The sequence below is a fragment of the Lysinibacillus contaminans genome, assembly GCF_001278945.1.
Taxonomy (GTDB): Bacteria; Bacillota; Bacilli; order Bacillales_A; family Planococcaceae; genus Lysinibacillus; species Lysinibacillus contaminans.
In genome coordinates this window covers 49,987-69,470 of record NZ_LGRV01000004.1, presented here as the reverse complement: position 1 = coordinate 69,470, position 19,484 = coordinate 49,987, and the positions used below count along the sequence as shown (strand labels likewise).

General features: G+C 37.4%; 17 protein-coding genes and 1 pseudogene. 15 read left to right on the top strand and 3 right to left on the bottom strand.

Annotation, left to right across the window (positions count from 1 at the left end; translation table 11 throughout):
* Window positions 1-152 precede the first annotated feature (152 nt).
* The 4 genes from AEA09_RS15025 to AEA09_RS15010 all read left to right on the top strand — a co-directional run bounded on the left by AEA09_RS15025 (window position 153) and on the right by AEA09_RS15010 (window position 5,185).
* Window positions 153-2,375, top strand: a complete 2,223-nt coding sequence (locus AEA09_RS15025; protein ID WP_156312209.1) for a YcdB/YcdC domain-containing protein — start codon at window positions 153-155, stop codon at window positions 2,373-2,375.
* 187 nt (window positions 2,376-2,562) lie between these two features.
* On the top strand, window positions 2,563-3,900 hold the full coding sequence (locus tag AEA09_RS15020) for an AAA family ATPase (RefSeq protein ID WP_053584783.1): 1,338 nt from the start codon (window positions 2,563-2,565) through the stop codon (window positions 3,898-3,900).
* Window positions 3,893-4,633 carry a hypothetical protein gene (locus tag AEA09_RS15015; RefSeq protein WP_053584782.1) on the top strand — a complete coding sequence of 247 codons (741 nt, stop codon included), beginning with the start codon at window positions 3,893-3,895 and terminating at the stop codon, window positions 4,631-4,633. Before AEA09_RS15020 ends, AEA09_RS15015 begins: the two co-directional genes overlap by 8 nt.
* 81 nt (window positions 4,634-4,714) lie before the next feature.
* Entirely contained in the window at window positions 4,715-5,185 is a 471-nt protein-coding gene (locus tag AEA09_RS15010) for a YusW family protein (RefSeq protein WP_053584781.1), read from the top strand.
* Between the two features lie 291 nt (window positions 5,186-5,476).
* Here the strand turns inward: AEA09_RS15010 and AEA09_RS15005 are convergent, their stop codons facing one another.
* Window positions 5,477-7,450 carry a catalase gene (locus AEA09_RS15005; protein ID WP_053584780.1) on the bottom strand — a complete coding sequence of 658 codons (1,974 nt, stop codon included), beginning with the start codon at window positions 7,448-7,450 and terminating at the stop codon, window positions 5,477-5,479.
* Window positions 7,451-7,640: 190 nt separating this feature from the next.
* On the opposite strand from AEA09_RS15005, the gene AEA09_RS15000 reads away from it, so the two are divergent.
* From AEA09_RS15000 to AEA09_RS14975, 6 genes are all read left to right on the top strand, one after another.
* Window positions 7,641-8,075, top strand: coding sequence for a MarR family winged helix-turn-helix transcriptional regulator (locus AEA09_RS15000; RefSeq protein WP_053584779.1), 435 nt, complete (start codon window positions 7,641-7,643; stop codon window positions 8,073-8,075).
* A gap of 52 nt (window positions 8,076-8,127) precedes the next feature.
* The gene (locus tag AEA09_RS14995) at window positions 8,128-9,111 is read left to right on the top strand and encodes a ring-cleaving dioxygenase (RefSeq protein ID WP_053584778.1); all 984 of its coding nucleotides are present in this window, start codon (window positions 8,128-8,130) and stop codon (window positions 9,109-9,111) included.
* Window positions 9,112-9,138: 27 nt separating this feature from the next.
* Window positions 9,139-9,756, top strand: a complete 618-nt coding sequence (locus AEA09_RS14990) for a nitroreductase family protein (RefSeq protein WP_053584777.1) — start codon at window positions 9,139-9,141, stop codon at window positions 9,754-9,756.
* Window positions 9,757-9,820: 64 nt separating this feature from the next.
* Window positions 9,821-10,363, top strand: coding sequence for an NADPH-dependent FMN reductase (locus AEA09_RS14985; RefSeq protein WP_053584776.1), 543 nt, complete (start codon window positions 9,821-9,823; stop codon window positions 10,361-10,363).
* 138 nt (window positions 10,364-10,501) lie between these two features.
* On the top strand, window positions 10,502-11,899 hold the full coding sequence (locus AEA09_RS14980; RefSeq protein WP_053584775.1) for a sensor histidine kinase: 1,398 nt from the start codon (window positions 10,502-10,504) through the stop codon (window positions 11,897-11,899).
* Entirely contained in the window at window positions 11,874-12,563 is a 690-nt protein-coding gene (locus AEA09_RS14975) for a response regulator transcription factor (RefSeq protein ID WP_053584774.1), read from the top strand. Before AEA09_RS14980 ends, AEA09_RS14975 begins: the two co-directional genes overlap by 26 nt.
* A gap of 93 nt (window positions 12,564-12,656) precedes the next feature.
* Here AEA09_RS14975 and AEA09_RS14970 read toward each other — a convergent pair whose 3' ends face one another.
* Entirely contained in the window at window positions 12,657-13,232 is a 576-nt protein-coding gene (locus AEA09_RS14970; RefSeq protein ID WP_053584773.1) for a YdhK family protein, read from the bottom strand.
* Window positions 13,233-13,375: 143 nt separating this feature from the next.
* Window positions 13,376-13,597: pseudogene (locus tag AEA09_RS14965) on the bottom strand (biotin transporter BioY); the annotation flags it as partial.
* Between the two features lie 320 nt (window positions 13,598-13,917).
* On the opposite strand from AEA09_RS14965, the gene dapF reads away from it, so the two are divergent.
* The 5 genes from dapF (at window position 13,918) to AEA09_RS14945 (ending at window position 19,412) form a co-directional block, all read left to right on the top strand.
* Window positions 13,918-14,772, top strand: coding sequence for a diaminopimelate epimerase (gene dapF / locus AEA09_RS14960; RefSeq protein WP_053584772.1), 855 nt, complete (start codon window positions 13,918-13,920; stop codon window positions 14,770-14,772).
* A 47-nt stretch (window positions 14,773-14,819) separates the two neighbouring features.
* Window positions 14,820-16,013 carry a dicarboxylate/amino acid:cation symporter gene (locus AEA09_RS14955; protein WP_053584805.1) on the top strand — a complete coding sequence of 398 codons (1,194 nt, stop codon included), beginning with the start codon at window positions 14,820-14,822 and terminating at the stop codon, window positions 16,011-16,013.
* 194 nt (window positions 16,014-16,207) lie between these two features.
* Window positions 16,208-16,369, top strand: coding sequence for a hypothetical protein (locus AEA09_RS20120; RefSeq protein WP_169778083.1), 162 nt, complete (start codon window positions 16,208-16,210; stop codon window positions 16,367-16,369).
* A gap of 85 nt (window positions 16,370-16,454) precedes the next feature.
* On the top strand, window positions 16,455-17,624 hold the full coding sequence (locus AEA09_RS14950) for an endonuclease Q family protein (protein WP_245622878.1): 1,170 nt from the start codon (window positions 16,455-16,457) through the stop codon (window positions 17,622-17,624).
* Window positions 17,625-17,786: 162 nt separating this feature from the next.
* Entirely contained in the window at window positions 17,787-19,412 is a 1,626-nt protein-coding gene (locus AEA09_RS14945; RefSeq protein WP_053584770.1) for an S-layer homology domain-containing protein, read from the top strand.
* The last annotated feature ends 72 nt before the right edge of the window (window positions 19,413-19,484 follow it).

The window sequence follows — 19,484 nt, the reverse complement described above, 5'->3', positions numbered from 1 at the left end:
TCAGATGTATTTCTGAAAGGCCTCCTCTTTTTTGCTGCTTATCGTAAAAAGTATAGTCAAAGTAGAGAATTATAAGATAAATATTAATAACTATTCACTAATTTATGGGTATAGTATACAATTATGGTAAATAGTATTCTAGGAGGGGTATTTTGGTTAACTTTAAAAAGGTAGGAATTGTTTTAACATCTACGGCATTCTCGTTGGGCATGCTTTCGCCGATTGCACAGGCTTCTGCGTCTGTAAACGAGCATTCAGAGAAAATTGAAATTCAAGTGGCAGAAACAGACACAAAGGTAACAAAAAATGAACTTATTAAAAAGGTTCGTACATTGTTTCCAACGGAGTTTAACTTTTTAACAGATAATGATTTTCAGACGGGACGTGGACATTATTATTTCGATGATGAAACAATTCGTCACGAACTACGTTTTGATAAAATGGTCGACGGTAAAAACATCTATGGAAGTTTCAATTTCAAAGGTGATAACTTAGAGCTAGAGTCTTTCTATTACCAACCTGCAGATGTGAGTGATGCGCTATTCCCAGCAAAAATTTCAAAGGAAGAAGCTCAAAAAATTGCTCAAAACGTTTTGAAGAAGTTCCCTAGTGCAACAAACTATCAATTACAGGAAGATGGCAATGGGAATGACTACTATATGAGTCGTCCATTATCTGAGCCAATTCGCTATTCATTTAGTTACTTGCCAACACAAAACGGCGTACCGATTAGCGATCAAAATATCACAATTAGTGTACTAGGTAATGGTGTCATTGATAATATGTATCGTAATTCGCCTACAACAAGTAAGGCAACATTCGATGGTTTAGAGCAAAAGAAAAATGAGACAGATATATTGAAGCAAATGCAAGATAATGTAGCAGTAGAATTACGTTACTTTATAGACTACGATTATTCGACGGACGAGCGTGAAGTAAAGCTTGTTTACATGCCGATTTCTAACTATATGGGTGTACATGCTCTAACAGGTCAGTGGCAATCAGCTAATGGCTTCACAACACAAGCGCCAAAGGTACAAACGATTGAAAAGCTTGTAGCGCAGCCACTTGCACCGAAAAAGAATGGTCTTACAGCTGATGAGGCCGAAGAGTTAGCGAAATCTTTATTAAAAGTGGATCCAGACAAGGGTAAGTTAACGATTGATACGGTCAATGAAAGAGAAAATGAGGCTGGTGAAACGGTTTATTCAGTAGATTATATGTACTGGAGCGGAAATAGCGGTTCAGGCTCATCACTAGAAATTAATAAGGCTACAGGTGAAATTACACGATTCCACAGCTTCGATAGAGATTTCACTAAAGCAAAAGATTCAGAGTCAGGGATTACAAAAGAGGTAGCTTTATCAAAGGCAATTGAGTACTTGAAGGAATTAGCACCATCATATCTTCATAATTATGCTAAATCAACGGAAGGCTATTCGTTTGATGAGTACAGTAAATATCATTCATTTTCATTCCCGCGTGTCGTGAATGGTATTACTGTGACAGGTGACGAAATTTATGTGGGTATCGGAACGGATGGATCTCTTAGTTCGTTAATGATTAACCATCAGAAAATCAGCAACTGGCCATCTACGAGCAAGGTCATTGCACCTGATGTTGCAAAGGCAACGTTTAGTGAAGCATTAAAGACAAAGTTACAATATGTAAAACAGGATAATAAGGACAAGCAACACTATGATTTAGTATATGCACCAACTTTTGATGGTGTTCTATATAATCAGCTAGATGCTATGACTGGTGAATGGTTAAATAGTATTAAGCCAGAGTCGGATAAAGAAATCATCAAACATCCAACAGCATCTAAAGAGCTAAATTATTTACTGAATCAAAAGCTTTTAGACGTAAAAGATCCAGCAAATTTTAACGCCGATAAAGCAGTAACAAAGGGAGAAGCGTTGAAGATTATTATGAAATCACTGACATATGTATACTCTGGTAGATATATGGGAGAAGGGGAAGAACTACAATCTTTCCCAAATATTGATTCGAAGCATCCACTATATGCTACGGTAGAGCAAGCTGTACAGATGGGAGTTTTAGAGCCATCAGACAACTTCAAAATTGAAGATGCATTAACACGCCAAGAGTTTGCGGAGTGGTCTATTCGTGCACTAGATCTTGAAAAAGCAGCACAGCTTAGTGATCTTTATAAGTTGAACTTTACAGATGCAAGTGCAATTCAACCAACTTATGCGGGGTATGTAGCTCTAGCTAATGGGATGGGGCTATTAGATGCACAAGATAACAAAATTAATGCAACTGGAAATATAACGTATGCAGAGCTAGCAGTTTCAACAATTCGTTTAGCGCACAAGATTAGCGAGAAAAGTAACGATCGTTATTATTGGTAATCGAAAATTTTAAAAGAAGTAACTCAGAAATTTCTGAGTTACTTCTTTTTTTGGCAAAAATCCCAATATTGTAATGCAGAGTACACTAAGTTTGGGCGATAATATTAATGAACTTTAATTTTAAAAACGTTATAATTTATAACCTTTTTACTTATAATATAAGAAAAGAGTTAAAGGATGTCATGTGATGGGTATTGTGAAAATTAAAAAAGTGACTGTGCACAATTTAAAGAACGTGCGAGATGGTGAGATATCGTTGTCGGTAGATTTCGATTCGTTTTTGCAATCGAAAGTTGTGGGGATATATGGGCAAAATGGTTCTGGAAAGACGACAATTGTTGATGCGTTTAGTTTATTGAAGACGCTGATCTCTGGGTGGATTAGTAATGAAAAGTTGCAACTACGAGAAAAGCGTTTTATCACGGCTGGGGAAGAAACAGCGAGCTTAGATTTTGATTTTCTTGTACAAAATGAGTTTGGAGAGTTTTTTGTAAATTATTTTGTAGCTTTCCAAGAGGATGATGAGCGTATTTATACGACAATTGAAAAGTTAAGCTACCGAGAGAATGAGAAGGGCAAACGCTCGAAAACACTTATTTGTAAAGAGGAGGATGTTGTACAGATTCGTACGACTTCACTAAAAGATATGAATGAGAAGTTACGTGTGAAGGTGATGGTTGTGCGAGCAATGGCACAAAAAGAGCATGTTTCATTTGCATTCCACAAGGATTTAAAGCCAGTATTACAGGAAATGCTTAGTGAGATGGAATGGCATCTGTTAAATAATATTGCGTTAGATTTCAACAGAGATTTGCATGTCATTAACAACCAAAGTATAGGTCTTTTGATGATGAAATATATTATGCCATTTAGTGTACATTTGGAAAAATCGAGAGGATTTATTCCATATGATTTAGAAGGCACTTCGTTACTTCAGAAAGATCGTTTTGAAGTACTATGCAAAGTAATTGATCAAACAAATAAAGTACTTTCAACCATTATTCCTGAGCTGATGATAAAAATCCATTTCATCACAGAGCAAACTTTAGACAACGGAGAAAAAGGTGTGCGCTTTGAATTTTTATCGAAGCGAGGTGAATGTGAACTACCATTACGCACGGAGTCGGAAGGGATTTTGAAAATTATTTCGGTATTAAGTGCATTAATTGCTGTTTATAATAATCCGAATGCTTGTGTTGTGATTGATGAGTTAGATTCAGGCGTGTTTGAGTATTTGTTAGGAGAATTATTGATGGTAATTGATGAAGGTGGCAAAGGACAGCTCATTTTCACTTCACATAACTTACGTGTGTTAGAGGTACTGCCTATTAAAAATCTGTGGTTTACAACAGTTAATGAACAACATCGATATGTTCAGTTAAAGGGCATTAAAGAAGTGAATAATGCACGTGATGTCTATTTACGTGCCGTTCAGCTTGGGGGCCAGGCTGAAGAGATTTATAAAGAGACGAAGACATTTAATATTAAGCGCGCCTTTAGAAAAGCGGGGGTCCGTAATGACTAAAAAGGTAATTCTTGTTGTCGTTGAGGGAGAAACAGAGCAAATCATTTTGTACGATTACCTAGATATGTACTTCGCAGAATCTGAGGTTCGATTTGATGTGCAACGTGGTGATATTTTAACCAAGTGGGAAGGTACGAAAAAGACTACGAACATTAAAAATACGGTTGGACAAGTCATTAGCCGTTATTTAGAGAAAAATAAATTTTTACCGAAGGATTTACTAGCGATTGTGCAAATAACGGATGCGGATGGATGTTTCATCCCACATGAGCATGTGAAGGTGAGTGCAGACGTGAAAGGTTCAATATTTTATGACGAGACTGAAATACTTGTCGGGTCGACGAAGAAGAAAGAAGCGATTGAGGCAAGAAATACGCTGAAGGCACAAAATATTAAAATACTTGCAACGAGTGAATCTTTTACTTTGAAAAAGAATCATGTGCCGTATCAGTTATTTTATTTCTCCACGAATTTGGAGCATGTGTTGTGGGGGGAGCGAAATGAGGAGGCTGTCGGTAAAGTCAGTAAAGCGGATGAATTTATCGAAACCCTATCTTGTTCTATTGAAGAATACTTGCGCCCATTTTTACATGTGAACGAGGGTAATACCTATGATGAAAAGCTTGAAGAAAGCTGGGCGTATGTAATGCAGGATTGCAATTCACTACAACGAAGTACAAATGTGCCATTGTTAGTTGAAATGGTAGAGCAAATTCAGCGGGATGTTCAATAATTAGTAAAGGCCAATTTTAAAGACATTGATTAGTTTTTTAGAATTCGGGAATAATAAGTACTACCGAAAGGAGTGTAAATTATGAAGAATTTAAAGCTTTTATTAGCAGTGCCTTTAGTAGCTGGAGTACTTTATGGGTGTAATAAGGATGAGGTCAAAGATGTGCCAGAAAATGCACCTGTTGAGGAGACGAATACAGAAAAGCAAAAAAATGAAAATGCTGCTAAGTCTACATTGTTTAACTTTACAGAGTTTTCATTGGATGTAGATTATTCTGCTACTGAATCTTATGACGTGGATTATGATAATGAAAGAACCGGCATGGAGGCAGAATTAGAAGATGATCGCAAGAATGAAAAACTATATGGCGATGAAGCATTTACAAAGCTTGAGCCATTATTTAAGCAGTTGACATTTGATTCGACAACATCGAATGATGAGGTAATCGATCAAGTAATTTCTGTATTCAATATTGCAGACGACTACCAATCCATTGAGGTAGAAGTGAAGTTTGAAGATGGGACAGAAAAGGAATTCCAGAGAATAAAGTAACTAAAAAAAGCTAATCTCAAATGAGAATTCGAAGCCAGTTTACGGTATTGTACCGGCGACTGGCTGTTTAATTTCTTTAAAATTGGATATTATTGTAAATGTAATCCTCGATAATACTTATGATACACGCATTTTCTGAATGATTCATTCTTGTACATTTAGAAAAACACCTCCACATTGATTATTTCAGGTTTCAATACCCGTTAGTCAATGAAAGGTGTTTTTTATTTTCTAGGTTAGCCCACAAATTTTAAAATTATTGGAAAACCCTTGAATGAATTTTATCTGATTTTAACGCTCCCAATGACGATGTTGAGCGAGTGCTTGAACAAAGGCCTCAGGGGATTTAACAACACCATCTTTTCTAGTGAATTGCTGAATGGATGTTATATTTTCTGTATAGCCAACTGTTTTGAAGTGATCGAATGCTTCTTGTATAAAGTGGTCCGCTAGCTTTTGCTGATGAGTGTCATCGTAGGACGTAGTTAGATAGACACCATCATATAGAACGGATGCAGTAGTTGAAAATGTTTGATTAATTTCGTGACCTTGAAGAATTCCTTGCTTAGAACCAATGAGCTCAACTACAATATTTTCTTTTGTAAATATAGATAAAAGCTCTTGTAAGTTTTGTGGTGATTTCTCAGATACAAGTACAGCTACTTTAAGCGTTTTTACAGTTTCTACAGGATTAAGCTCTTGACTGACAGAAGGAGATGTTTGTTGAATGTTAGGTACCTCTACTTTTGCTGGTGGTTCTATTCCAACATTCTCTGCTACTTTTGTTGCAAGTGTATTACAAACATGCGCAAACATATCGACTACTTGTTTTCGAATATGTTTATTCTTTACTTTACCAACTTCAAAACTAAACGCATCAATAATATGCTTTTTCTCAATATCAGTCATACTTAGCCAAAATAGTCTAGCTTGTGAAAAATGGTCTTTAAAGCTCTCACTTCTGGCACGTACTTTACGCCCTTCTATTTTTTCCTCGTAATGAGCATAGCCCCCTTCTTCTTCGGGAACAGGGCGTGGTGTATTATTCGCCAAAGAATTTTTATGATAGCTAACTTGTCCAACATTAATTGTGTGACGTCCATAGCCATCTCGTTGATTGTTGTGGAATGGACAAACAGGTCGATTAATCGGTAACTCATGGAAGTTTGGTCCGCCTAGTCGTATTAATTGGGTATCTGTATATGAAAATAATCGACCTTGTAGTAATGGGTCGTTTGAAAAGTCAATGCCCGGTACCACATGACCAACATGGAACGCAACCTGCTCGGTCTCTGCAAAGAAATTATCTACATTTTTATTGAGTGTCATTTTACCAAGTATGCGAACTGGTACTTCTTCTTCAGGCCAAATTTTAGTTGCGTCTAGGATATCAAAACTAAATTTAAATTCATCTTCCTCAGAAATAAGCTGAACACCCAGTTCATATTCGGGGTAATCACCTCGTTCAATAGCATCCCATAGATCTCGACGATGGAAATCAGGATCTTTTCCTGCAATTTTTTGTGCTTCATCCCATACTAGTGATTTAACGCCGAGTAATGGCTTCCAATGAAACTTAACAAAATGGGCTTTACCCTCAGCATTAATAAAGCGATACGTATTGACGCCAAAGCCTTCCATCATACGATAACTTCTTGGTATAGCACGGTCAGATAGATGCCACATTACTGTATGTGCAGACTCTTGATTATTAGCAACAAAATCCCAAAATGTATCATGAGCACTTTGAGCCTGTGGAATTTCATTGTTTGGTTCAGGTTTCACGGAGTGAATAAAATCAGGGAATTTAATTGCGTCTTGTATAAAGAACACAGGAATATTATTACCTACTAAGTCGTAATTTCCTTCTTCTGTATAGAACTTTGTAGCAAAACCTCGAACGTCTCGTACAGTATCGGCAGAACCTCTAGAACCAGCCACTGTAGAAAATCTAACAAAAACAGGGGTTGTTGTATTTTTACCATTTAAGAATTTAGCCTTCGTAATGTCACTTGCGCATTCATATGTTTCAAATACACCATGTGCTGCAGAACCACGAGCGTGGACTACTCTTTCGGGGATACGTTCATGATCAAAATGTGTCATTTTTTCACGGAAATGAAAATCTTCAAGCAAGGTAGGACCTCGATCACCGGCTTTTAAAGAGTGCTCGTCATCTGCCATTTTCAGCCCTTGATTTGTTGTTAATGCTTGTCCTTTATCATTTACACGGAACGCTTCTAGTTGCTGTTGTTTTTCAGTCATTTTAGAATCCTCCTTTAGATTAGTTTCAAAACACTATACCCTTTGAGATTTTTAGCAAACACCTAACTAAAAGTGTTAAATATCTATTACATTTTGAAGAGTTAAGATATTTGCTGTTTCGAAATGAGTATGATATGATTATCTCGAATTAAAGATATTTTTTTGAGTTAATTGGGGGAGAGGGAATCGAGTGAAGGGGAATAATCGAAATTTAAAAGCTTTTACTGTCATATTCCGCGCCTATCAAGCGATACAAGATGCAACGAAAAAGGATTTATTGCAATATGGGTTAAATCAAACTGAGTTTGGAGTCTTAGAGTTTCTTTATCATAGAGGCGAACAGCCGATTCAAGTAATTGGGAAAAAGATTTTAATCGCTAGTAGTAGTATCACGTATGTCATTGATAAGCTAGAGGAAAAAGGGTTTGTCTGTCGCCGTTCTTGTCCAAAGGATCGCCGTGTTACTTACGCAGTATTGACATCGGAAGGACAGATGTTGATGCAAAGAATTTTCCCTGCACATGAACAAAAAATTAACGAGATTTTTGAGGTTTTAACAGAACAAGAAGTGGATTCGATGATGGATGCACTAAAAAAAGTCGGCATCAATGCCACTAAAAAATAAAAAAATTTTACACATATATCTCGAATTCGAGATAATCAGGAGGAACTAAATTATGAACCATTTAAAAGGCATTCACCATGTAACAGCAATCACTAGCAGTGCAGAAGAAAACTATAAATTTTTCACGTATGTATTAGGGATGCGTTTAGTGAAAAAAACAGTCAATCAAGATGATATACAAACGTATCACTTATTCTTTGCAGACGACAAAGGTAGCGCGGGTACAGATATGACATTCTTTGATTTCCCGAATATCCCAAAAGGTGTACACGGTACGAATGAAATTTCAAAAACATCATTCCGTGTCCCAACTGATGCAGCTTTAGAGTATTGGGTAAAACGATTTGATCGCTTAGAAGTCAAACATACTGGCATCAAAGAACAATTCGGCAAAAACACTCTTTCATTTGTTGATTTTGACGACCAACAATACCAACTTATCTCAGATGAAAAAAATGAAGGTGTTGCTTCTGGTACACCTTGGCAGAAAGGTCCAATACCACTTGAATATGCAATTACAGGGCTAGGTCCAGTACATATACGTGTATCGGATTTGAAATATTTTAAAACTGTACTTGAAAAAGTAATGTTGTTTACTGAAATCGCTGAAGAGGGTGATTTCCACTTATTCGAAGTAGGCGAAGGTGGAAATGGTGCACAAATCGTCGTAGAACATAACACAGTTCTTCCAGTTGCTCGTCAAGGCTTTGGTACAGTACACCACGCAGCATTCCGTGTAGCAGATCGTGCTGTATTAGATGAATGGACAGAACGTTTAGAGGGCTTTGGTTTCCATACATCAGGCTATGTAGATCGCCATTTCTTTGAATCGTTATATGCACGAGTGGCACCGCAAATTTTATTTGAGTGGGCAACTGATGGCCCAGGCTTCATGGGAGACGAATCTTATGAGACTTTAGGTGAAAAATTATCATTGCCACCATTCCTTGAAGCAGAACGCAACAAAATTGAGCAATTAGTGCGCCCAATTGATACTGTAAGAAGTGCAATTTCGTTCGATAAAGAATATGAATAAGCATTTCTATATTTGGAGGTAATACAATTGGAATTTACGAAGTTAATTGACAAGCGTCGCTCTGCAAATAATTTCATCAAAGATGTCAAAATGACTGAAAACGATATTCGTCCAATTTTAGAAGATGTGAAGTTAGCGCCATCAGCGTTTAATTTACAGCATCCTGAATACATCGTTGTAATGGATGAAGATATGAAGGAGAAAGTGCGTGAGGCAGCTTATGGTCAATATAAAGTACATGCGGCATCAGCTGTTGTTTTAGTACTAGGTGATAAAGAAGCTTATAAACAAACAGCACGAATCAGTCAGGGTATGGTGGATTTAGGAATCATTACTGATTTCGAGCTTCAAGGTCTCATAGATGATAATACGAATTTTTATGAGGGGCGTGGCGAAGATTTTATGAAGGAAGATGCGATTCGTAATGCATCACTTTCAGGTATGATTTTCATGCTCGCTGCAAAAAATCGTGGCTGGGACACATGTCCGATGATTGGTTTTGATCAGGAAAAAATGCGTTCTCTATTTAATGTGCCAGCAACACACGAAATTGCCTTAATGATTACGATTGGCAAGGAAAAGGAAAGTAGTCGTCGTTTACGAGGCTACCGTAAACCAGTCGAGGAGTTTGTCACTTATTATTAATGAAATATAAAATAAACCATGCAATCAATATTTTTGATATTGTTAAAATCCAGGGGGAAGAAATATGAAAGTAGTAGCAATCGTAGGTAGTATTCGAAAAGAATCTTATAATATGCAATTAGCAACATACATTCAAAAACGTTATACAGAGAAATTTGAACTTGAAGTATTAAGCTTACGCGACTTGCCAATGTATGACCAAGATGTAGAAAATGAAGCACCGCAAGCTGTGTTAGATTTCAAAGCAAAAGTAAAAGCTGCAGATGCTGTACTTTGGGTAACTCCAGAATATAACGGTACAGTACCAGGCGTTATGGTGAATGCGATTGACTGGTTATCTCGTGTAGACAAAGTGATGATTGGCAAACCATCATTTATTATGGGTGCATCAATGGGTAACTTAGGAACTGTCAAAGCTCAATTACATTTACGTGATATCTTATTCTCACCAGGCATTAGCTCACCAGTTCTTGGTGGCAATGAAGTATATGTCGGCGCCGTACACACAAAATTTGATGCAGAAGGTAACTTAACTGACGAGGGTACAGTCAAATTCTTAGATCAAGTTATTGAAAATTTCTTAAACTGGATGCAAAAATACGCTTAAAATATGGTAGGGTGATTTCTTGAATTTACAGAAATCACCCTTTTTTATTGTCTACACGAAGAAAAATATTCTATTTCTGCATGAAATCTTCAAACTTAAGGGGTATAATCTTAAGAAACTTAAAATGGCGGTATATAGATGCGCAAACTTTCATTGAAGCTAGGTACTATCTTTTTTGTCATATTATTTTGCATTGAAACATTAATGATGTTCTTTTTACATGCTTCACTTGCTGATTCAAGGGTAGAAGAAGAACTTATTAGCTTACAAGCAAGAGGGAATTCGCATAGAACGATTTTAGAACGAAATTTTGACAGGGAAACACTATCCCATGTAGCTTTAATGGAATCAGTGGATAGTACTGATGTTGTCATTATAAATAACGAAGGAAAGATATTAACAACCTCTGGACCTCAGGATAATATAGAAGATTATTTAAAAAAATTGAACACGCCAGTTCCTTATATGGGGCAAACATTAGAAGGAAATTGGGAAGAAGTAGCGTTTATTTCTACAATTAGCCCAATAAAAGATGGACAAACAACGGTTGGATACGTTTTAATGCTTCAAAATACAGATTCCATCCACATGCTAATGGAACGCCTGAATAAGCACTTTTTATTGGTTGGTATGATTTCAGGATTGGTGACCATACTCATTATTATTATTTTGTCTAGAAAGCTGGCCAAGCCCCTTATTCAAATGAAAGAGGCTACGCTGAAAATGAGTAAGGGAGATTTCACCGTAACTCTTGCTAAAAGTGGCAAAGATGAACTTGGTGATTTGTCGAATGCGATACAGCTATTAGCAGATGATTTGAAGTATGTGAAGCAGGAGCGAAAGGAATTCCTATCTAGCATTGCTCATGAGTTAAGAACACCCTTAACATTCATCAAAGGATACACAGATATTCTCTATAAACGTAATTTGTCAGAGGAGGATAAAAAGAAATATTTAGCCATTATTATAGAAGAAACAAACCGGCTTTCGCATTTGATTAAAGATTTATTTGATTTAGCAAAAATGGATGAAAACGCATTTGTTATAGAAAAAGAACGCCTTGATGCCAAGTTGTTTTTGGGGAATATTGAAACGAAGCTGAGCCCAGCTTTTCAGGAAAAACAAATAAACTTCTATGTCCACTGTGAAGAATCTATAACGATAATCGCAGATTCGTTAAGGCTTGAACAAGTTATTATTAATTTACTAGATAACGCATTAAAGTATTGTACAGTTGGAGATACAGCTGTAGTGACAGCCAAGTGCATAAATCAGGAAATACAAATAATAATTGAAGACACAGGAAAAGGAATTTCTAAGAAAGATTTACCTTACATTTTTGATCGTCTATATAGGGTGGAAAAATCTCGCGCTCGCGCATTAGGCGGTTCTGGATTAGGCCTTGCTATTGTGAAGGAACTTGTTCACGCACACGACGGTGAAATAAAAGTTCATAGTGAAGAGAATAGGGGAACTACATTTGTATTGACGTTTAGAGGAGCTGGAAATAATGAAAACATTGTTACTAATCGATGATGAGCCGAGAATGCTAGACTTACTCTCTCTTTATTTAGAACCAAAATTTCATTGTGTCACGGAATCATCCGTACTAGAAGCATTGACGTATTTAGAGGCACATCATGTAGATTTAGTGTTACTGGATATCATGATGCCGGAAATGGACGGATGGCAAGCATGCCAAGAAATTAAAAAATACTGGGATGTACCAGTTATTATGCTAACGGCTAAAGGAGAACGAGCTGACATTGTGAAAGGTTTAAATCTTGGTGCTGACGATTATATTCAAAAGCCGTTCGATGAAGATGAGTTGATTGCACGAATACACGCTGTATTAAGGAGATTTAAAACAGAGGATGATGTGATTACATTTCATGGGCTACGTCTGATAAAAGAATCTTTCGAGCTACATTTTCGGCACGAAGAAATTTCTTTAACGCCTAAAGAGTTTGCTATGATGGAGTTATTTCTTAAATATCAAAATAAAGTCTTTTCAAGGGAACATTTAATTAGCACGGTATGGGGGCATGCTGTTACGATTGAAGATCGAACAATTGATTCACATGTACGTAATTTACGAGATAAACTACGCAAGGTAGAATTCCCTGTAGATGACTATTTGCAAACAGTATGGGGAATTGGCTACAAGTGGCTTAAATCTTCAAATACAGAATTCATATAAAGGTAAATTCTAAATACTATGTTAAATACGTAGCAAAAAAGACAGAATCATCAGGAAGTGATTCTGTCTAACTATTTACCGAAAGTTCCTATACTAATTTGCAGTTGTCAGTTCACTTTCTGTAACCCATTTATGATTCTTAACCGCTTCGCCATTGGTAGTAGATACATAATCAATCATATAAACCGTTGTTTGTACTGCTTCATCTATGACGACTGTTGCATTTTCCATACCTTCCATATGAGATGCATCAGTTTTCACTTCTGTACCGGTTGTTAACGGTGCATCGCCTGCATCAATTAATTCCTCGTGAATAACCCATTTATGCTTTTCAACACGGTCATCGCCTGTAGTAGGCTCATAAGAGATCATGTAAGCAGTAGTATCATAAGCGCCAACGATTGTTGCCTCTGCGCCTTTCATTCCGTCCATATGTCCATCTGTAATGATAGCAGTACTACCAACTGGATACATTGGATTTTCTGCATTCTTCAAAGTTTCAGGTACGTCACCTGAACTGGAATGATCCATAGTAGAATGGTCCATTTCCGTATTTTGTTCAGTAGTAACTTCTTTTTTAGTTTCAAATGGATCTTCTGAACAAGCTGATAATGCTATAGCTGCAACAACTGTTAGAAAACCTGCATGCCATTTTCTTTGTAACTTCATATCATATTCCTCCCAACTCTTTGTACTTAATCTAACAAAGAAGTGTGCAGAAAATATGCATATGGTCATTAGCACATTTGTGATAGAGAGGGTATGCTTGTTAATCGCATGAAAAACAGTGAGGCTATAAATGAGAGTTCTTACTATTTAATAGGAATAATTTTCAATACTTTTTGCATGCGGTATGCGAAAATTCCTGCAAATATCGCTAAGATAATATCTTTTGGTAATGGTGGCATCATCCAAAGCCATGCAAGTTTATACGTGAAGCCTTCGGGTGCACTTGCCCATAACTTGTAGGAAAAGAACATCCAGTTTGTGCCTAGTAAATAGTTGATAGCTGTTGCAACAAGTGCAGCAATGACATCGACCAAGAAAGGTGCAAAGGATGTAATGTTAGCTGAGTGTTGAAAATAAGACTATATACGCAATATCGACTGTTTTTAATTTATGATGTGAATGTTCAGCTGCTCTTATCAAAATTCCACTCCTCTATATTTTAGTTAGTAGTGCTATTTTGAAAAAACAACATTTGTGTCAGTTTTATACTTATTCGGGTTAACACAAGTGTTGTTAATTGTTGAGTAAAGTATATTTTTCAGTCAATACATATAAAAATAAGTATGTTAATAGGAATGAATAACAGGTATTTTAAACATCTTTTTCTTAAGAAGGTGGGGGATAGATGGAGATCGTGTTCACGAAAATGCACGGTATCGGGAATAGTTATATTTATATTGATCTTTTTAAATATCACTACGCGGATGAGCTATTTAGCTCGCTAGCAAAGCAAATATCAAATGTAAATACGGGCATTGGTTCAGATGGCGTAATCGTCATTCAACCATCTGAAAATGCTGATTGCGGTATGCGTATTTTTAACAAAGATGGTTCTGAAGGAACGAATTGTGGAAATGGCCTGCGCTGCGTTGCGAAGTATGTATTTGAACGTAATATAGTACCAAAAGAACATTTTGTTATTGAGACGAAGTCGGGCATGATGCACGTGCGAGTAGTGGTGAAAAATAATGTAGTAACAGAAGTAATTGTCGATATGGGTGCGCCTTTATTGCATCGTGAAAATGTACCAATGATAGGGGATCCAAGAGACTTTGTCATTCATGAATTATTTAATCTTCCTAGTCATAGTTTGTTCGTAACAGCACTGTTTTTAGGGAACCCAAATGCAGTGTTTTTTGTGGAGAACATAAAGGATGCACCGTTACATTCAGTTGGTGGCATTATTGAAAATGATAGTAGGTTCCCGGAACGCGTGAATGTAGAATTTGTAGAAGTTGTTCATGCTACTGAACTGAATTTTAGGGTGTGGGAGCGTGGATCAGGGGTAACGGAAGCTTGTGGCACAGGAGCTTGTGCGGCTGTAGTGGCAGCAATTCTTAATGGCTTTTGTCGTAAGGGTGAGGACATTACCGTGCATTTAAGTGGAGGGGATTTAGTGATACGCTGGGATTTAGACGATCATGTTTGGATGCGTGGACCAGCAGCTTTTACTGCGGACGGTATTTATTATTTTTCATAAACGAAGGGATGTGAAAATTGGAAAGACTGAGAGCGTATCGATTTCCGATGATTTTATTGATTGCCATTCTTTTGGGTGCGATTATCGGTTTGCTTTTCGGTGAAAATGCGACGGTGCTGAAGCCATTCGGTGATGTTTTTATTAATTTACTATTTATGATTGTTGTACCACTAGTGTTTTTCTCAATTTCATCTTCTGTAGCTAGTATGGATAGCATGAAGCGGCTAGGTAAAATTATGAGTTCAATGCTTATTGTCTTTATACTTACAGGGATTATTGCTTCCATTGTCATGTTAGTTGCTGTTAATATTTATCCGCCAGGTGAAGGAGTGTCGATTGACTTAGTGACACCTGAGACAACGGAGGAATTGAGCTTATCTGAGCAGTTAGTAAAGACATTTACAGTACCTGATTTTGTGAATTTAATGTCAAGAAGTAATATGCTTGCACTTATCTTATTCGCTGTATTAATAGGGCTTGGCACTGGATTAGCAGGTGAATCTGGCAAGCCATTTGGTCGTTTTTTATCGAGTGGTTCAGAAGTATTCATGAAGGTTATTAAACTTGTAATGTACTACGCACCAATTGGCTTGTTTGCGTATTTTGCTACGTTAATTGGTGATTTTGGAGCAGCCTTACTTGGGGATTATGCTAAAGCGATTTTATTATATTATCCAGTAGCGATACTGTATTTCTTAATAGGGTTTACCTTGTATGCATTCATAGCAGGTGGGAAGTTAGGTGTGATGAAGTTTTGGAAAAATATTTTGACACCAGCAGCGACAGCTTTTGGTACAGGAAGCAGTTTTGCTACGCTACCTGTCAATTTAACCGCAGCTAAAAATATCGGCATTCCAAAAGATATTCGTGAAACTGTTTTACCACTAGGGGCTACGATTCATATGGATGGTTCCTGTTTGTCTGCTATTTTGAAAATTGCCTTTGTATTTGGGGTATTTAATATGGATTTTTCAGGGATAGGCACGTTTTTAACGGCCATAGGCATTTCTCTATTGTCGGGTGTTGTAATGAGTGGTATTCCTGGCGGGGGCTTTATAGGTGAAATGCTGATTATTACATTATACGGCATGCCAATGCAGGCTTTACCGATGATTTCAGCAATTGGCGTAGTGGTGGATCCGCCGGCAACGATGGTCAATGCTACAGGTGATACAGTAGCAAGTATGCTAGTCACGAGAAGTTTAGAGGGCAAGGATTGGGTGCATCAGGTCGTTGATTAGAGAACGAAAAGTGAGCGCATTGTATATTTACAGTGTGCTCACTTTTTTTGTCATTATTTTTGAATAGGACCATGGTTAATGTTAGATGGTGCTTCGTTTACTTTGACAAATATGAGAAAGCTTGTACCAAGGTTTAAAAAGGAATAAATCAAAAATAAATACACATTCTATTTCGGAAAGGATGTGTATTAAAAATGGAAGAGAAGAAATTTGCCCAATTAGACCAGGAGCAACTTAAAAAAATCAATGACCTGGAAAGGAAAATAGGTGTGACGTTAATCGCCTATGACCATCAAGTAATACAGCAAGGAGCCGGCGATTATAGCAGTAACACACAGGAGAACCATTCTTCATAAGGATGTGTAGAAGCCTTGCAGAAATGCAAGGTGTTTTATTTTGCTTAAGAAGAGATAACATATGGAAATAAAGGGGGAGTTGCATTTGCTTAAAGACTATTATGCGGATTTACATATTCATATTGGGCGTACTGCAAGTGGTCGTGCAGTGAAAATTACAGGTAGTAAGACACTTACGCTAGCGAGAATTTTAGAAACGGCGAGTGCCCGAAAAGGTCTTGATATTATTGGTATTATTGATTGCCATTCACCAGAAGTGATTGAAGAACTGGAGCATATGATTGAAAATGGTGAACTTCATCAACTAAATGAAGGAGGCTTATGTTTTCGTGAGACTACACTTATTCTTGGTACGGAAATTGAAATTTATGATGCAAGTTGTCACGGGCCGATTCATGTCCTTGCGTATTTTCCGACATTGATAAAGATGAAGGAGTTTTCAAATTGGATGCGTGAACATATGAAAAATGTTCATTTGAGCTCGCAACGAATTTATTGTGATGGTAGAACATTGCAACAAAAAGTACGAGATGTAGGAGGATTATTTATTCCGGCACATGTTTTTACACCGTTTAAAAGTTTGTATGGTAAAGGTGTCCTTCGAAGCTTAACCGAAGTATTTGATCCACTACTAATTGATGCGATAGAACTTGGATTAAGCTCTGATACAACGATGGTGAGTGGCATTAAAGAGCTACAGCCTTATGCATTTGTGACAAATTCGGATGCTCATTCTCTTGGGAAAATAGCACGTGAATATCAAAAGTTACAATTAGAAGCTGCAAATTTTACTGAATTAAAAAAGGCACTCCATGCAAAAGGAGGGCGAATGATCGCTACTAATTATGGTTTAAATCCTCTCCTTGGCAAGTATTATCAAACGGTATGTGCGAAATGTGGCGAGAAGGTAGATGAGAAGGAAGTTAAGTGTGAGGCTTGTGGAAGCAATCAAATCATAAAAGGAGTTTCAGTACGCATTAAGGAGCTGTCGGATAGGGTAGAGGATGTGCGAGTGCGACCCCCGTATATTCATCAAGTACCTTTAGATTTCATACCTGGGTTAGGCCCAAGAACGGTGGAGCGTTTATTGAAAGCTTTTGGTACAGAGATGGCTATTTTGCATACAGTGACAACGGAGCAACTTGAACAAGTAGTGCCACATAAAATTGCGAAAATGATTGATTTAGCAAGAAATGGTCAATTAGCAATTGAAGTTGGCGGCGGGGGCATTTACGGAAAGATTCGATATGAGTAGATAAGGGGCATTTCCTTGAAAACAGGGTACGGACTCTTTGTTGTTTCTATTGGGACTTGAAATAATAGTTTGTAAATTGGAAAAACTTGATGTTTTTTAACCTGTTTTTAACCTTCATCTAGTAAACTAGTAATATATTAGATATTGATGAGGAGTGGGAACATGCAGTTTTCAAAGAAATTTCGCTTTTTAGCGGCAAGTGTACTGGCATTGCAACTAACAGTACCAGCGTTAGCAAGTGCAGAGGAAAATATCGTAGACGAGATTGCACCAAGTTGGGTTATGCAGGCAGATTATGTGGCGTTAGGGGATTCACTAGCACATGGTATGAATGAAGTAGGTGCAATTGGTTTAGGTTATACGGATTTTATTGCACAAACGTTGAAAAAAGAGGGGCTTATTACGTCGTACAGTAAAGACTTTGCATACTCGGGCTATACGACAAAAAATGTACTAAATGATTTACAAGCAGATGTAGAGAAGCCGATCACTGGTTTTGGTTATAAGAGCGAGAAAGCCAGTATTCGTGCATCTATCAAAGATGCAGAAATCGTAACATTAACGGTTGGTGCAAATGATTTATTGCCGCTATTAAAAGAGGCAACAGCGACGGGCATTAATATGGAAACAATCGTGAAAGCATCGACGGAGACAATGACTAATTATGCGTCTATTTTAATGGAAATTAAGAAACTTAACCCGAAGGCAGAAATCTATGTGATGGGGTACTACAATTCTTTCCCTTACTACGAAGAAAAGTTACAATCTCAATTTAAGTCACTTTTAGGTATAATGAATGGTTCAATTAAGATGACTGCAGAAAAGGTCGGGGCAATTTTTGTACCGACAGCTAATATTGTCGCAACGAATGTCGCAAGTTATTTACCAAATCCAGAGAATATCCATTTAAGTGAAGCGGGTTATCAGGCTGTCGCAAACGAGGCATTTTTACCAATCATTAAAAACAGCAAGCTTTGGGATATTACATCTAACTTAAGTGTGACACTTGAGGGGATGACAACGGCACATGTAAGCTGGGCAGCGGCAACAGATAATGTGGGGGTTACACAGTATAAGGTCTATGTAAATGACGAATTATTAGAGACAGTTGCTGCAGAAGAAACAGCGATTACACTAGAGGATTTTACCGAAAATACAGCGTATACTGTGACTGTAAAAGCGGTAGATGCAGCGGGGAATGAAAGTGTAGAAAGTCCGTCTGCAACATTTACAACAAGTGGGGCACCACAATTCACAGATACTGAAAATCATTGGGCACTTCCATATATTCAAAAAGCATCTGCAACAGGTATTATGAAAGGTTATGCTGATGGATCATTTAAGCCTGAACTAGCTGTTTCCCGTGTACAAGCTACGGCAATATTAGTACGTAGTCTTGGATTAACAACATCAGAAACAGCACCATTCACAGACATTAGTAATTATGACGCTGAAACACAGGCGGAAATTGCTGCAGCTTATGCCGCTGGATTAGTAAAAGGCACTGATGGTAAGTTTAATCCAAGCCAGCCTGTAACACGTGCACAGCTTGCGTTAATGATTAATCGTGCCTATGACCTACAGACAAAACAAGCATATGTCGTAAAAGGTGAAGTGCCATTTACGGATATTGCTAGTTATAATGATGAAACAAAACGAGCAATTGCTATGTTGTATGAGTTTGGCATTGTGACAGGTAGTAATGGGAAATTCTCACCTGCTGATTCCACAAAACGTAGCCATGCGGCGAAAATACTTGTGAGTTTCGGTGAGCTATTACAAAAATAATGACGTGAAAAAGGTAGAGGTTCTTGAAAGAGGACTCTACCTTTATACATTATTACAAAAAAACGGCAGTCC

What these genes read in the sequence shown, in the direction of transcription:
- AEA09_RS15020 (WP_053584783.1), top strand. Translation starts at nt 2,563, where the DNA reads ATGGGTATTGTGAAAATTAAAAAAGTGACTGTGCACAATTTAAAGAAC.
- AEA09_RS15015 (WP_053584782.1), top strand. Translation starts at nt 3,893, where the DNA reads ATGACTAAAAAGGTAATTCTTGTTGTCGTTGAGGGAGAAACAGAGCAA.
- AEA09_RS15010 (WP_053584781.1), top strand. Translation starts at nt 4,715, where the DNA reads ATGAAGAATTTAAAGCTTTTATTAGCAGTGCCTTTAGTAGCTGGAGTA.
- AEA09_RS15005 (WP_053584780.1), bottom strand. Translation starts at nt 7,450, where the DNA reads ATGACTGAAAAACAACAGCAACTAGAAGCGTTCCGTGTAAATGATAAA.
- AEA09_RS14995 (WP_053584778.1), top strand. Translation starts at nt 8,128, where the DNA reads ATGAACCATTTAAAAGGCATTCACCATGTAACAGCAATCACTAGCAGT.
- AEA09_RS14985 (WP_053584776.1), top strand. Translation starts at nt 9,821, where the DNA reads ATGAAAGTAGTAGCAATCGTAGGTAGTATTCGAAAAGAATCTTATAAT.
- AEA09_RS14980 (WP_053584775.1), top strand. Translation starts at nt 10,502, where the DNA reads ATGCGCAAACTTTCATTGAAGCTAGGTACTATCTTTTTTGTCATATTA.
- AEA09_RS14975 (WP_053584774.1), top strand. Translation starts at nt 11,874, where the DNA reads ATGAAAACATTGTTACTAATCGATGATGAGCCGAGAATGCTAGACTTA.
- AEA09_RS14970 (WP_053584773.1), bottom strand. Translation starts at nt 13,232, where the DNA reads ATGAAGTTACAAAGAAAATGGCATGCAGGTTTTCTAACAGTTGTTGCA.
- dapF (WP_053584772.1), top strand. Translation starts at nt 13,918, where the DNA reads ATGGAGATCGTGTTCACGAAAATGCACGGTATCGGGAATAGTTATATT.
- AEA09_RS14955 (WP_053584805.1), top strand. Translation starts at nt 14,820, where the DNA reads ATGATTTTATTGATTGCCATTCTTTTGGGTGCGATTATCGGTTTGCTT.
- AEA09_RS20120 (WP_169778083.1), top strand. Translation starts at nt 16,208, where the DNA reads ATGGAAGAGAAGAAATTTGCCCAATTAGACCAGGAGCAACTTAAAAAA.
- AEA09_RS14945 (WP_053584770.1), top strand. Translation starts at nt 17,787, where the DNA reads ATGCAGTTTTCAAAGAAATTTCGCTTTTTAGCGGCAAGTGTACTGGCA.